Source organism: Microbacterium oxydans (genome assembly GCF_026559675.1).
Classification (GTDB): Bacteria; Actinomycetota; Actinomycetes; order Actinomycetales; family Microbacteriaceae; genus Microbacterium; species Microbacterium oxydans_D.
In genome coordinates this window covers 1,389,931-1,403,265 of sequence record NZ_CP092891.1, presented here as the reverse complement: position 1 = coordinate 1,403,265, position 13,335 = coordinate 1,389,931, and the positions used below count along the sequence as shown (strand labels likewise).

Annotated in this window: 14 protein-coding genes; 7 read left to right on the top strand and 7 right to left on the bottom strand. The window is 70.8% G+C overall.

Annotation, left to right across the window (positions count from 1 at the left end; translation table 11 throughout):
- Positions 1-6 precede the first annotated feature (6 nt).
- Positions 7-687, bottom strand: a complete 681-nt coding sequence (gene mtrA / locus MME74_RS06655) for an MtrAB system response regulator MtrA (RefSeq protein WP_267417956.1) — start codon at positions 685-687, stop codon at positions 7-9.
- Positions 688-841: 154 nt separating this feature from the next.
- Here mtrA and MME74_RS06650 point away from each other — a divergent pair, with 154 nt between their 5' ends.
- The 5 genes from MME74_RS06650 to MME74_RS06630 are packed head-to-tail and all read left to right on the top strand — an operon-like array spanning position 842 to position 6,265.
- Positions 842-2,140 (top strand): DUF3824 domain-containing protein, encoded by a 1,299-nt coding sequence (locus tag MME74_RS06650; RefSeq protein ID WP_267417955.1) that lies wholly within the window; start codon positions 842-844, stop codon positions 2,138-2,140.
- Positions 2,137-2,778: a DUF4129 domain-containing protein gene (locus MME74_RS06645; protein ID WP_267417954.1), complete on the top strand. Its 642-nt coding sequence runs from the start codon at positions 2,137-2,139 to the stop codon at positions 2,776-2,778. Before MME74_RS06650 ends, MME74_RS06645 begins: the two co-directional genes overlap by 4 nt.
- Positions 2,775-3,989, top strand: a complete 1,215-nt coding sequence (locus MME74_RS06640; protein WP_267417953.1) for a DUF4350 domain-containing protein — start codon at positions 2,775-2,777, stop codon at positions 3,987-3,989. Before MME74_RS06645 ends, MME74_RS06640 begins: the two co-directional genes overlap by 4 nt.
- A gap of 44 nt (positions 3,990-4,033) precedes the next feature.
- A complete protein-coding gene (locus tag MME74_RS06635) occupies positions 4,034-4,957 on the top strand; it encodes an AAA family ATPase (RefSeq protein ID WP_267418533.1) in 924 nt (307 codons plus the stop codon).
- Positions 4,958-6,265, top strand: a complete 1,308-nt coding sequence (locus tag MME74_RS06630; RefSeq protein WP_267417952.1) for a DUF58 domain-containing protein — start codon at positions 4,958-4,960, stop codon at positions 6,263-6,265.
- Between the two features lie 4 nt (positions 6,266-6,269).
- On the opposite strand, the gene MME74_RS06625 is transcribed toward MME74_RS06630, so the two are convergent.
- The gene (locus MME74_RS06625) at positions 6,270-7,262 is read right to left on the bottom strand and encodes a stage II sporulation protein M (protein WP_267418531.1); all 993 of its coding nucleotides are present in this window, start codon (positions 7,260-7,262) and stop codon (positions 6,270-6,272) included.
- Positions 7,263-7,278: 16 nt separating this feature from the next.
- On the opposite strand from MME74_RS06625, the gene MME74_RS06620 reads away from it, so the two are divergent.
- Positions 7,279-8,088 carry an RDD family protein gene (locus MME74_RS06620; RefSeq protein WP_267417951.1) on the top strand — a complete coding sequence of 270 codons (810 nt, stop codon included), beginning with the start codon at positions 7,279-7,281 and terminating at the stop codon, positions 8,086-8,088.
- Between the two features lie 33 nt (positions 8,089-8,121).
- Here the strand turns inward: MME74_RS06620 and ahcY are convergent, their stop codons facing one another.
- From ahcY to MME74_RS06595, 5 genes are all read right to left on the bottom strand, one after another.
- Positions 8,122-9,567, bottom strand: a complete 1,446-nt coding sequence (gene ahcY / locus MME74_RS06615) for an adenosylhomocysteinase (RefSeq protein WP_267417950.1) — start codon at positions 9,565-9,567, stop codon at positions 8,122-8,124.
- A 42-nt stretch (positions 9,568-9,609) separates the two neighbouring features.
- The gene (locus MME74_RS06610) at positions 9,610-10,824 is read right to left on the bottom strand and encodes an ABC transporter permease (protein WP_267417949.1); all 1,215 of its coding nucleotides are present in this window, start codon (positions 10,822-10,824) and stop codon (positions 9,610-9,612) included.
- Positions 10,821-11,573, bottom strand: coding sequence for an ABC transporter ATP-binding protein (locus tag MME74_RS06605; RefSeq protein WP_267417948.1), 753 nt, complete (start codon positions 11,571-11,573; stop codon positions 10,821-10,823). The genes MME74_RS06610 and MME74_RS06605 overlap by 4 nt, the downstream gene beginning before the upstream one ends.
- A complete protein-coding gene (locus MME74_RS06600; RefSeq protein WP_267417947.1) occupies positions 11,570-12,496 on the bottom strand; it encodes an efflux RND transporter periplasmic adaptor subunit in 927 nt (308 codons plus the stop codon). Before MME74_RS06600 ends, MME74_RS06605 begins: the two co-directional genes overlap by 4 nt.
- 101 nt (positions 12,497-12,597) lie before the next feature.
- The gene (locus MME74_RS06595) at positions 12,598-12,804 is read right to left on the bottom strand and encodes a DUF3499 family protein (RefSeq protein ID WP_267417946.1); all 207 of its coding nucleotides are present in this window, start codon (positions 12,802-12,804) and stop codon (positions 12,598-12,600) included.
- Positions 12,805-12,881: 77 nt separating this feature from the next.
- Here MME74_RS06595 and MME74_RS06590 point away from each other — a divergent pair, with 77 nt between their 5' ends.
- The gene (locus MME74_RS06590; RefSeq protein WP_267417945.1) at positions 12,882-13,310 is read left to right on the top strand and encodes a hypothetical protein; all 429 of its coding nucleotides are present in this window, start codon (positions 12,882-12,884) and stop codon (positions 13,308-13,310) included.
- Positions 13,311-13,335: the final 25 nt, after the last annotated feature.

The following is a 13,335-nucleotide window of genomic DNA, read 5'->3' as shown; positions in this document are numbered from 1 at the left end:
GTGCTCCTAGCCGACACTCCCGGCACGGTAGCCGACGCCACGCACCGTCATCACGATCTTCGGGTTGTCCGGGTCGAGCTCGACCTTGGCGCGGAGCCGCTGGACGTGCACGTTCACCAGCCGGGTGTCGGCCTTGTAGTGGTAGCCCCACACCTGCTCGAGGAGCATCTCGCGGGAGAAGACCTGCTGAGGCTTCGACGCGAGCGCGACGAGCAGCTGGAACTCGAGCGGGGTGAGCGCGATCGGAGCCGTGCCCCGGCGCACCTCATGCGCGTCGACGTCGACGGTGAGGTCGCCGACCCGCAGCTGCTCGCTGGTGGCCTGAGGCGTCGGACGCAGACGCGTCCGGATGCGCGCGACGAGCTCCTTGGGGTTGAACGGCTTGACCATGTAGTCGTCCGCACCGACCTCGAGGCCGCGGACCACGTCCGCGGTGTCGGTCCGTGCCGTGAGCATGATGATCGGGACGCCCGATTCCGCACGGATGCGCGTGCAGATCTCGATGCCGTCCATCCCCGGGAGCATGAGGTCGAGCAGCACCAGATCCGGCCGCTGCGTGCGCCATTCGTCGACAGCCCGCGCACCGTCTGCACAGAACACCGGCTCGAAGCCCTCGGTGCGCAGCACGATCCCGATCATCTCGGCGAGCGCGGTGTCGTCGTCGACCACGAGAATACGTGAGGTCATAACAGTTACCTTATGGCACCGAGTCCCGCCGACCCCAGGTCTGCGCACCACGCGTGGGATATGACACGATGGGAGCCGCACGATGGAGGGAGTGCCTGTGAGTGGCCAGACATGGACGCCTGCTCCGAAGAAGGGGATCATCCCTCTCCATCCCTTGACCTTCGGAATGCTGCTGGGCAAGGCGTTCGCGGCGCTGCGACACAATCCGAAGGTGCTCTTCGGCTTCGCCGTCGTCATCCAGCTCGTCGTGGTGATCGCGACGGCCGGCGTGATGGGCGTGGTGCTGTTCACGACGTTCTCCCGCCTCGAGACCGTGTCTCCCTCGTCGCCGGACTTCGAGGCGGTACTGGCCGGGACGATCGGGATCAACGTGATCGCGGGGATCGCCGTCGGGCTCGCCTCCATCGCGTTCACGGCGATGATGCAGGGCGTCGTCGCCGCGGAGATCGGCTATGCCGCGATCGGCGTGAAGGCCACGCTGCGCATGCTGTGGCGTCGGATGGCGCCCGCGTTCTGGCGCCTGGCGGGCTTCGCGTCGCTGTCGGTGGTGGCGTTGTTCGGTCTCTTCGTCGTCGCCGCGGCCGTCATCGGAGGCTTCGTCGCCGGAGGCTTGGGCGGCAGCGTCGAGATGATCGGCGCGGTCGTGCTGATCGTGGTCGTCATCGTCCTCGTCTACATCCCGCTGAGTGTGTGGCTGACCACGAAGCTGCTGCTGGTCCCCTCGATCCTCGTCCTCGAACGGGCTCGATTCCGCGACGCCTTCGTGCGCTCCTGGCGCCTCACGCGCGGTCGCTTCTGGGTCGCCTTCGGGGTGACGTTCCTGATCAGCCTGATCATGGGCCTGGCGATGCAGGTCGTGAGCCTGCCGCTCACGCTGCTGAGCTCGCTCCTCGGCTCGGTGATCGCCCCCACCGGCTCGCCGGAGCCCAGCGCCATCGTCGGCTACGCCCTCACCCTGCTCGCGCCGCAGGTGCTGCTGCTGGTCATCCAGGCGATCACCCTCGTGGTGCAGAGCACCGGATCCGCCCTGGTCTACCTCGACTGCCGGATGCGGTACGAGGGGCTGGACCAGACCCTCATCGCCTATGTGGAGCGCCGCGACCTCGGCTGGAGCGAGGAGCAGCAGGGCGATCCGTTCAGCGTCGACCCGTCCCGGGCGGTCAGCTCGGCGCCACCGCCGCGGCAGGTGCCCGAGCACGTGATGATGACCCAGGGCTACCCCGCACAGCCCTACCCCGCACAGCCTTACCCCGCACAGCCTTACCCGGCACAGCCCTACCCGGCACAGGGGTACCCGACCCCGCAGGACGCCGCAGCCGGCTCCGCCCCCGCAGCCTTCCCTCCCCCGCCTCCGCCCGCACCCGTCGCGCCGACGGATGCATCGCAGACCCCGCCGACACCGCCCACCGGAGCTGACGGCGGATGGGCCGCCCCGGGCAGCGACACGGCATGATCCGACGTCTCGACGATCTATACGTCCCCGACGGGGATGGAGCGCGGCGCTGGGCGGAGGAGGAACTCGCCAACCCGCGCTACGCGGACGCGAAGCCGACGTGGTTCGACCTCGTGGCCCGCGACATCGGGCGCTTCTTCGAGGATCTGTTCAGCGCGGACAACGGCGCGAACATCGGACCGTCGGCCCTGATCATCGTGAGCGTCATCATCGTGGGCGCTCTGATCGCCGCGCTCATCATCTGGGGCCGGCCGCGGAGCTCCCGCGCCGTCCGGCGTGCTCGCGCCGACCTCCTCGGCGCGAGCGACGACCGCACGGCGGCCCAGCTGCGCTCCGATGCCGAGCGCAGCGCCCGCGCGGGCGACTGGAACAGCGCGACCATCTTCCGCTATCGCGCCATCGCCCGCAGCCTGCTGGAGCGCGACCTGATCGACCCCGCCCCCGGAGCCACGGCGCAGGCGATCGCCCGCGACGCGAGCACCGTCTTCGCGGATGAGGCGGACGCGATGCGCCGGGCCGCCGTCTCCTTCGACGATGTCCGCTACCTCGGGCATGCGGCGACCCCGGAGAGCTACCGCGAGCTCACGGCCACCGACGAGCGGCTCGCCGCCCGCCGGCCCGAGGCGGTTCCGGCATGACCGTGACCGCGCAGAGCGCCCCCGCGCCGTCCACCGCCGAGCGCCGGCCGAACCGGACGAAGAAGATCCTGGGCTGGGTGATCGTGATCGCCCTCGTGCTGGTCATCGCGTTCGTCGCCCTCCGGGTCGCCGCGACCGCTCCGGGCCAGCACCGAGCCCTCGACCCCGAGGGCCGAGACGACACCGGTGCCCTCGCTCTCGCCGAGATCCTGCGCGATCAGGGGGTCGACATCTCGATCCACCGGTCGCGCACGGAGGCACGCGCCGCGATCGACGAGGACACGACGCTCGTGATGTCCAATCCGTACACGCTGACGGACGACGCCATGATGACCCTCATCGAACCCGCCGACCGCGTCGTGTTCCTCTCGACGAGCACCCACCTGCTGAGCACGCTGGGCATCGGCGAGAACGCCCCGGGGACGCTGTCCGGCGTCGCCGCCGACTGCGCGGCCGGCGAGTTCGCGAAGGTCGGGTCGATCAGGGCCGACCGGCTCTTCTCCCCCGCAGACGGCGTGGAGACCTGCTTCGGGAGCGCCGACGGCGCCGCCGTGCTCATCGACGAGCGGGAGGGCACACGGCGCGTGGTCGTGGAGGGAACCCGCCTCTTCAGCAACGCCTCCCTCGCCGAGGACGGCAACGCCGCGCTCGCGCTCGCCCTGCTCGGGCAGACCGACCGCGTCGTCTGGTACGTCCCCAGCTTCGCGGACTCCGACATCGAGGGCCAGGTCGAGCCGAGCCTCGGCAGCCTCACACCGCCGTGGGTCACTCCGGCGATCCTGCTGCTGATCACCGCGGGCATCGCCATCGGGGTCTCCCGCGGGCAGCGCTTCGGGCCTCTGGTCGCCGAGACCCTTCCCGTCACCGTCCGGGCCTCCGAGACCATGCACGGGCGCGCACGCCTGACCGCCAAGGCGGCGGATGCGCCGCACGCCGCCGAGGCCCTCCGCGACGGTGCCCAGCGCCGTCTCGCGCGCCGACTCGGACTCGCCGTGCACGCCGGGGCCGACGAGGTCGCCGACGCGGCATCCGACCGCCTGCGGATCCCCCGCGGGACCCTGCAGTCGCTGCTGGCCGGTCCGCTCCCCACCGACGATGCCGCGCTGATCGAGCTCGCCCGCCGCCTCGACGAGCTCGAGGCGGCCGTGGAGGCCGGCACCCGCACCGCAGAACCGTCCACCCATCCCAGAGAAGCCGAGGGAACCACGTGACCGTTGAGAATCCGTCCACCGACGACGCCGCGCTTCGTCAGGCCATGCACCGGGTGCGCACCGAGGTCGACAAGGCGGTCGTCGGCCAGGCCGGCACCGTCACGGGCCTGCTGGTGTCGCTGCTCGCGCGCGGCCATGTGCTCCTCGAAGGCGTCCCCGGCGTCGCCAAGACGCTCGTCGTCCGCTCGTTCGCGCGGGCCCTCGGCCTCGACACCAAGCGGGTGCAGTTCACGCCCGACCTGATGCCGGGTGACGTGACGGGCTCGCTCGTGTACGACGCGCGCACCGGCGAGTTCGACTTCCGCGCCGGACCGGTGTTCACGAACATCCTCCTCGCGGACGAGATCAACCGGACGCCGCCGAAGACGCAGGCGGCACTCCTCGAGGCGATGGAGGAGCGTCAGGTGTCCGCCGACGGCGTCAGCCGCCCGCTGCCCGATCCGTTCCTCGTCGCCGCCACCCAGAACCCCATCGAGCACGAGGGCACGTACTCGCTCCCCGAGGCGCAGCTGGACCGCTTCCTGATGAAGCTCGTGGTCGGCATGCCGGAGCGCGACGCCGAGGTGTCGGTGCTCCGCCGCCATGCCGAGGGCTTCTCCCCGCGCGAGCTGACCGGTGTCGAGGCCGTCGTCACCGCGGACGAGATCCGTGCGGCGCAGGGTGCGGCCGCAGCCGTCGAGGTCACGGACGACGTGCTCGGATACGTCGTCGACCTCGCCCGTGCGACCCGCCAGTCCCCCTCGGTCGAGCTCGGCGCCAGCCCGCGAGCCTCCACCGGGCTCCTCGCGGCGGCCAAGGCCTGGGCCTGGCTCAACGCCTCCTCCGCCGTGACACCCGACCATGTGCAGACGATGCTGGTGCCGGTGTGGCGTCACCGCCTGCAGCTGCGGCCCGACGCGCAGATGGAGGGCGTGTCCGCCGACGCGGTGCTCACCTCCGTGGTGCAGCAGACCCGGGTTCCGATCTAGGTGTTCGTCACCGGCCGTCTCGCCGTCGCCCTCGCCGTGGGCGTCATCCCGCTCGTCCTCGCCGGGCTCGCGGGCTATCCGGCGTACGCGGTCCTCGGCGCGTGGATCGGCCTGTGCATGTTCCTGGTCGCCCTGGACGTCATGCTCGCCGCCAGCCCCCGATCCGTGACCGTGACACGCCGGGTTCCGAAGCGCGCCCGCCTCGGCGAGCCGGTGCCGGTGAGCGTCGCGATCCACAATCACGGCACCAGGACGCTGCACGCGCTGATCCGCGACGCGTGGCAGCCCACGGCCGGCGCCCCGGACGAGCGTCAGCACCTGCACATTCCCGCGGGTGAGCGCGGGCGCGTCGAGCTCCCGCTCCGTCCACGCCGTCGCGGCGAGCTGGTGAGCGAGTTCGTCATGATCCGCTCACGTGGCCCGCTGGGTCTCGCCGGCCGTCAGGCGCGGCACCTCGTGCGCGGCGCGATCCGTGTGCTCCCCGCCTTCTCCTCCCGCAAGCACCTCCCGTCCCGCCTGGCACGGCTGCGCGAGCTGGACGGCAACACCAGCATCCAGGTGCGGGGCCAGGGCACCGAGTTCGACTCGCTGCGCGAATACGTGCGCGGCGACGACGTGCGCTCGATCGACTGGCGTGCCACGGCTCGTGCCGGCACGACGATGCTGCGGACCTGGCGTCCGGAGCGCGATCGCCACGTCGTCATCATCATCGACACCGGCCGCACCTCCGCGGCGCGCGTGGGTGACGGCACGAGGGTGGATGCGTCGCTCGAGGCCGCGCTGCTGCTCGCGGCTCTCGCCTCCCGGGCCGGCGACCACGTGCACCTGCTCATGTACGACCGCGTCGTGCGCGGCCGGGTGACCGGTGTCGACGGCGCCGCACTCCTCCCCGCGCTGACGGACGCCATGGCCCCCGTGCACGCGCGCCTGGTCGACACCGACTGGCACGGCGCGTTCGCCGCGGTGCGCACGCTCACCACCCGCCCCTCCCTGATCGTGGTGCTCACCGCACAGGACGCCGCGGAATCGGCCCGAAGCTTCCTCGGGGCCTTCCCGAACGCGTCGCGCGCGACCTCCGTCCTGGTCGGATCGGTGACCGATGACGGCATCGCGACGCTCGCAAGGGGCCGGGGCTCGCGGGAGGAGGTGTACCTCGCCGCGGCGGCCGAGCGCACGCTCCGCGACGCGGAGAACGTCGCCGATGCGATCCGCCGGGCCGGCGGAGAGGCCATCGCCGCCGATCCCGAGGAACTCCCCCCGCGGATCGCGGACCGCTACCTGGAGCTCAAGGCCGCCGGGCGACTCTGACCCGTCAGCCGGCGATGAGGCGCGGAGTGCCGGCCTCGTACTCGACGAGGTCGCCGGTCTCCCCGCGACGATGCGCCCGGCCGCCGATGACGACCATGTAGATGAGGAACACCGCGAGGGCGGCGGCGCCGACGCCGATCTTCACCGGCCACGGCAGGGCCCATCCGGTGACGAAGCCCTCCACCAGCCCGGCCAGGAACAGCGCGAAGACGAGACCGAGTGCGACGGTCGCGAGGGCTCTCCCCTGCTCGGCCAGCGCTTCCCCGCGCGAGCGGCGTCCTGGTGCCACCCAGGCCCAGAAGACGTGCAGTCCCGCGGCGGCCGCGACGAAGATACAGGTCATCTCGAGCATGCCGTGCGGCAGGATGTAGAGCACCATCAGGTCGGCCTTGTCGTGCGCCGCCATCACCGCACCCGAGATGCCGAGTCCCATCGCGTTCTGCACCAGCATGTACACCGGCCAGATTCCCGTCACGCCGAAGAGCACGCACTGCATGGCGATCCAGGCGTTGTTCGTCCACACCATGCCCATGAACACCGCGGCGGGGTTCTCCGTGTAGTACCCCGTGAAGCTCTCGTCGGCGTACTGCTGCAGCCCGTCGGGCGTGCCGAGGGTGGCCACGAGCGCGGGGTCGTTCGCGATCCAGGCGGCGGTCCCGACGGCGACGGCGACGAAGGAGATCGCGATGATCAGCGTCGTCCAGCGCAGCCGGTAGAGCGCGGCCGGAAGCTGCAGGGTGAAGAACCGGGCGGTCTGGGTCAGGATGCTGTCGGAGGCGCCGGTGAGGCGCAGCCTCGCGCGCACCAGGATCGTGGAGAGGTAGGCGCCCTGCGGGGAGTCGCCGACCGACGTCTTCAACTCGGCCAGATCGGCGGAGGCCGCCCGGTACCGCACGATCAGCTCGTCCACCCCGGCACCGTCGAGCCGGGCGCGGCTGAGCTCGTCCAGCCGCTCCCACTCCGCGCGGCGTGCATCAGTCAGCGCATCGGCATCCACCTGATTTACTGTACTCATGTCCGTCCCGATCGACGTCTCCGACGAGGTGCTCTCCGGCGAAGCCGTCGCGATCGACGTGCAGCCCGTCGGATTCCTGCTGCGGGCGCTCGGTGCCGCGATCGACATGCTCCTCGGCTATGCCGTGTTCGTCCTCTGGCTGTTCCTGCGCATCTGGCTGCTCGACGCCGGGGTGCTGGACGATGCCACGGACCGCATCGCGACGGTGTCGGCGCTCGTGGTGAGCTTCGTGGTGCTGCCGATCACGATGGAGATGGCCCTCAAGGGTCGGAGCCTCGGCAAGCTCGCGGTCGGCGGACGGATCGTCCGCGTGGACGGGGGCGCCGCCGGCTTCCGACACGCGTTCATCCGCGCCCTGCTCGGTGTGCTGGAGATCTACATGACGTTCGGCGGCATCGCGGTGCTCGTCGGCGCGTTCAACGCGCGGTCGCAGCGACTGGGCGACCTGGTCGCCGGCACGTACAGTCAGCGCGTGCGCACACCGGCGCTCGCGACGCACGCCCCGGTGCTGCCCCCGAATCTGGCCGGATGGGCGCAGATCGCCGATGTCGCGCGCCTCCCCGACCGGCTGGCGCGCCGCATCTCCCAATTCCTGGTGAGCGCCCCTCGCATGATCCCCGCCGCGCGTGCGCGCGTGGCACAGGATCTGCTCACGGAAGCGACGCCCTTCGTGTCGCCGGTGCCTCCGGTCCCGGCGGAGCAGGTCCTCCTCGGCGTCACCGTGCTCCGCCGCGAGCGCGAGCGCCGCGCGCTGGAGAACTCCGACCGCCGAGCCGAGCGGCTCACCGGTAGGCGCGTCGGCGTCTGATCCAGAGCATGCGCGTCCGGAGCGGCGCCCCGCTCAGTAACGGTAGTGCTCGAGCTTGTACGGGCCGTCCACCGGAACGCCGATGTACGCCGCCTGCTCGTCGCTGAGCGTCGTCAGCTCCACCCCGAGAGCGTCGAGGTGCAGCCGGGCGACCTTCTCATCGAGCGCCTTGGGGAGCACGTACACACCGGTCGGGTAGTCCTCGATGCGCGTGTACAGCTCCAGCTGGGCGAGCACCTGGTTGGTGAAGGAGGCGCTCATCACGAACGAGGGATGCCCGGTGGCGTTGCCGAGGTTCATCAGGCGGCCCTCGCTGAGCACCAGCACGCTGCGTCCGCTCGGCAGACGCCACTCGTGCACCTGCGGCTTGATCTCGATCTTCTCCGCACCATCGAGCGCCTCGAGACCCGCCATGTCGATCTCGTTGTCGAAGTGCCCGACGTTGGCGACGATCGCGAGGTGCTTCAGGGCCAGCAGGTGCTCGGTCGTGACGACGTCGCGGTTGCCGGTGCCGGTCACGACGATGTCGACCTCACCGGCCACGTCGATCAGCCGCGCCACCTGGAAGCCCTCCATGGCGGCCTGCAGCGCGCAGATCGGGTCGACCTCGCTCACGATCACCCGGGCGCCCTGTCCGCGCAGCGCCTCGGCCGCCCCCTTGCCGACATCGCCGTAGCCGCACACGAACGCGACCTTGCCCCCGATGAGCACGTCCGTGGCGCGGTTGAGCCCGTCGGGGAGGGAGTGACGGATGCCGTACTTGTTGTCGAACTTGCTCTTGGTCACCGAGTCGTTGACGTTGATCGCGGGGAAGAGCAGCTCCCCGGAGGCCGCGAGCTCGTAGAGGCGGTGCACCCCGGTCGTGGTCTCCTCGGTCACGCCGATGAGCCCGGCGGCGACCTTCGTCCAGCGATCGTTCGACCCCGCCAGGGACGAGCGCAGCAGCTCGAGGATGATCGCGTACTCGTACGAGTCGCTGTCGGTCGCGGCGGGCACCACGCCCGCCTTCTCGAACTCCACGCCCTTGTGGACGAGCAGCGTCGCGTCACCGCCGTCGTCGAGGATCAGGTTGGGGCCGTCGAAGCCCGACGACGACCAGTCGAAGATGCGCGCGGTGCAGGCCCAGTACTCGTCGAGCGTCTCCCCCTTCCAGGCGAAGACGGGCACCCCGGCGGGCGCATCGACCGTGCCGCCAGGACCGACCACGACAGCCGCGGCCGCCTCGTCCTGCGTGGAGAAGATGTTGCAGCTGGCCCACCGGACCTCCGCGCCCAGCGCCACGAGCGTCTCGATGAGGACCGCGGTCTGCACGGTCATATGCAGGGAGCCCGCGATCCTCGCGCCCTTCAGCGGCTGCGCCGCGCCGAACTCCTCGCGCAGGGCCATGAGGCCCGGCATCTCGTTCTCGGCCAGTCGCAGCTGGTGACGACCTGCTTCGGCGAGGGACAGGTCGGCGACGCGGTACTCGAGCTCTGACATGCCCACATTCTTACACCCGCGGAAAGTCGGAGTCCTTGCGTGTCAGAAGCGGATCGCGTCGATCACCTTCACCCGCAGCGCGACGAGCGCGGGGATGAATCCGGAGACCGCGCCCACGATCACGGAGGCAATGAGACCGACGACCGCGGCCCGCATCGGGAACGGCGGGATGTCCTGAATGCCGTAGAACAGCGAGTTCACGACCCACTCCGAGCGCAGCACGGCGACGACGATGGCGATCCCGATCACCCCGGCGACGGTCGTGGCGACCAGGCTCTCCAGGAAGACCGCGAAGAACACGCGCCCCGAACTGGCACCGAACGCGCGTCGGACGCCGATCTCCCGCACCCGCTGACGCATCGCCACGAGCTGGATGTTGATCAGGCTGAGCGCTCCGAGCGCCAGGATGAGCGAGGCGATGCCGCCCGTGATCATCTCGAAGGTGGCCTGCGCGTCCATGGCGCCCGGCTGCGCGGCCCAGTCGGTGCGACTCACCGAGACCGTCTGGCCCTCCGGCAGCCCGGCCCGGAGATCCATCGCCAGGACCGGCCCGATCGCGTCGGCCTGGTCGGCGCCGACCCACACCTCGTACTGAGTCGTGGTGTCCTGAGGAAGCGCGTCCACCCGCGCGCGATACGCGTCGTAGAGCAGATCGACCCGCATCTCCTCATCGCCGAACCCCTGGCGCGGGACGATGCCGACGACCTGATAGGTGCCGCCGGCCGGGCCGTTGAGCGACAGGGTCGGATGCTGGTCCAGCGGCACCCGTCCGAGACGCTCCCAGACCGGCTCGGTGATCACGACCGGCGGGGACAGCGCCTCCGTGTCGGAGTCGAGGAACCAGCGTCCCTCGAGGAGCCGCTCCCGATGGATCTCGGAGTAGGCCGGGTCGATCAACCGCGCGGAGACGGGAGTGACCCCGTCCGGCAGCTGCACGTCCTGCACCATGCCCTGCACGATCCGGGCCGTGTGACTGAACTCGAACCGCTCCGACACGCGTCGGAAGCGCTCGTCGAAGTCGTCCGTGTTCACCGGCTGTCCGTCGGCGCTGCCCACGGAGACCGCGATGGTGGCCGCGCGTCCGCCCCAGCGGTCCGACTGCTCGGCCTGGAACTGGCGCTGGTACTCCGAGATCGCCACGACGGCTGTGAGTGCGCCGACCGACACGGCGATGCCGATCAGGCTGAGCAGCACCCGCAGCTTGTGGACGCGGATCTCCGCCCAGGCGTCGGAGAGCGCACCGAGGAGACCGGTCATGAGACACCTTCCGACAGTGCGGACGGCACCGGAGCCGCGAGGGTCGATGCCTCGAAGGCGCGGGTGAGGTCGGCGGCCTCCAGCCGTCCGGCGTCCAGGCGATAGTGCCGACGCGCGCGTGCGGCGACATGGAGATCGTGCGTGATGGTGACCAGCGCCGCGTCCGTCTCGGTCGCCACCTCGTCGAGGAGCGACATGACGGCGGCGCCGGTGTCGATGTCGAGCGCTCCGGTCGGCTCGTCGGCGAGGATCAGGACGGGCTTGCGCACCAGCGCCCGAGCGATCGCGACGCGCTGCTGCTCGCCGCCGGAGAGCTTGTCGGCGATCTGGTCGACCCGGTGGCCGAGGCCCACGCGCTCCAGCATGTCCGCTGCGATCTGCCGGCGGTTCCAGAACATCCGCCCCTTGGCGTGACCGAGCGGCATCGCCACGTTGTCGAGCGCCGTGCGCCCGGGGAGCAGGTTGAACTGCTGGAAGACGAATCCGACGTTGTCGCCACGCAGCCGGTCCAGTCGCCCCGACCGCATGCGACGCACCTCGCGCCCCTCGAAGGAGACGGTGCCGGAGGTCGGCGCGTCGAGCATCCCCAGGATGTTGAGCAGCGTCGACTTGCCGGAGCCGGAGCGCCCGACGATCGAGACGTGATCACCGGCGCCGACCTCCAGGGTGATGCCGCGGAGGATCTCGAGGCGCGAGTCGTCGGCGAGGAGGACGCTCTTGGCGACGTCCTCGAGTGCGACCAGACTCACCAGCTGATCCCGCTGTCGCACTGCTCCACGCCCGGCGACACCTCGTAGCAGTACTCCTCGACCGGCGCGACGAATCCGGGGACGAACTGGCGGATGCTGTCCCCCTCGGCCAGCCCCTCGGTGACCTCCACCATCGCCCCGTCGTTGACGCCGAGCGTGACCGCGCGCTTTTCAGGGTCGGAGCCGTCGGCGGCATCCACCCAGACGTTGCCCGTGCCCGAGCCGCCCTGGACCGCGGTCACCGGGATCACGAGCGCGTCGTCGACCTGGCCGAGCGCGAGGTCCATCGTCGCGGGGAGTCCGGCGAAAACGGTCTCTCCCGTCGGGATCGCGCAGCGCACGCTCGCGGTGCCCTCCGCGGTGACCTGCACGCGCACACCGGTGCAGGCGAACGGCGCGGGGCCGCCGGTGATCGTGACGGTCGCCTCCTTGGGCGCGTTGACCAGGCGGTACAGCTGCACCGGCTCGACCGTCGCGAGCAGGTGGTACCGCGCCGGAGTGATCTTGTAGGTCTCGGTGCCGACCGAGGTCATCTGACCCTTGACGAGCGCGATCTCCGACACGTCGCCGGCCTCGGGGGCGAGCACGTCGATGTCCTTGCGGGGATACTCCTGCCGGACGGTGAAGAGCTTCTGCCCCTTGCTCACGGCCGTCCCCTCACCGACGTGCACCGCGGTGACCGTCCCGTCGATCTCGCTGCGCACGGGGTAGACCTCGTCGCGGGCCACGTTGCCGCTCAGGCTCAGCGCGTTGACGACCGATCCGCGTTCCACGGCCACGATCGGGTCCGTGATCGCGGCTTCGGGGCTCACGATGCTCTCCGCCCGATCGGGGAAGAAGGCGATCTTGACGAGCGCAGCCGCGCATGCGCCGAAGACCAGCACGAGAAGCAGGGGGAAGATCCAGCGACGCCAGACGATCACGAGTGCCTTTCCGGCAACGCCGCCCTGGCACGCCTGCGGTCAGCGTACCGAGAAATCATTTCCCGGTATAGCGTTAGCGACCGCGTGTCGCGTCGATGCGCTCAGGCGCGGAGCGCCTCGTGCCGCACCACGAGCCAGCCGGCCGGAACGGACATCCGTTCCGCGTGCGGCGAGCACAGGTCGTGGGCCTGGGGATCGTTCGCGGCGCCGAGCGGACCGAGGGCCGCCATCTGATCTCCATAGTCGTAGGTGAGGGTGGCCACGGCTTCTCGCGCGCAGCCGACCTTCGAGCACAGTCGTCCGTCCATCCCCGTCAGCGTACGACCGCCGCGTGGCACCCCGGGGATGCCGCGCCGCACACACCGGCACCGCCTAGACTTTCGTCATGCCCCGTCGCCGCGCCCCTCATGCCTCCGTCGCTCCCCGGCGCGGTGCTCGGCACGGCCGACACGGGCGCCTGGGGCGAAGCGAAGTCGTCCGTCCCCCGCTCGCGCCCCTCGACGGGCGTCTGGACCGCTTCGACCTGACCGTCGGCACCGCCGTCGAGTTCCTCCGCGGCACCTGGCCCGAGCTGCAGGACGTCCGGTTCGAGATCGGCGCGATCCCGGGCTTCGAGACCGCCGAGGAGGTGCCGCGCTGGTACCTCGACCGGGAGAACCGGCGCATCGTGCTGTTCCGACTGCCGATCGAGCGTCTGCTGCCTCCGGGACACGATGACGCCGCGCACCGGCGGATGGCCATCGAGAGCGCGGTGTTCCGTGCGGCGGCGGAGTACGTCGGCCGCGAGCCCTGGGACCTCGGTCACGACCACTGATCCGCACGTACGGACGCTCCGCCCG

Coding starts and splice junctions, on each gene's coding strand:
- MME74_RS06595 (WP_267417946.1), bottom strand. CDS start 12,804: ATGGACGGACGACTGTGCTCGAAGGTCGGCTGCGCGCGAGAAGCCGTG.
- MME74_RS06590 (WP_267417945.1), top strand. CDS start 12,882: ATGCCCCGTCGCCGCGCCCCTCATGCCTCCGTCGCTCCCCGGCGCGGT.
- ahcY (WP_267417950.1), bottom strand. CDS start 9,567: ATGTCAGAGCTCGAGTACCGCGTCGCCGACCTGTCCCTCGCCGAAGCA.
- MME74_RS06635 (WP_267418533.1), top strand. CDS start 4,034: ATGCACCGGGTGCGCACCGAGGTCGACAAGGCGGTCGTCGGCCAGGCC.
- MME74_RS06610 (WP_267417949.1), bottom strand. CDS start 10,824: ATGACCGGTCTCCTCGGTGCGCTCTCCGACGCCTGGGCGGAGATCCGC.
- MME74_RS06640 (WP_267417953.1), top strand. CDS start 2,775: ATGACCGTGACCGCGCAGAGCGCCCCCGCGCCGTCCACCGCCGAGCGC.
- MME74_RS06620 (WP_267417951.1), top strand. CDS start 7,279: ATGTCCGTCCCGATCGACGTCTCCGACGAGGTGCTCTCCGGCGAAGCC.
- MME74_RS06645 (WP_267417954.1), top strand. CDS start 2,137: ATGATCCGACGTCTCGACGATCTATACGTCCCCGACGGGGATGGAGCG.
- mtrA (WP_267417956.1), bottom strand. CDS start 687: ATGACCTCACGTATTCTCGTGGTCGACGACGACACCGCGCTCGCCGAG.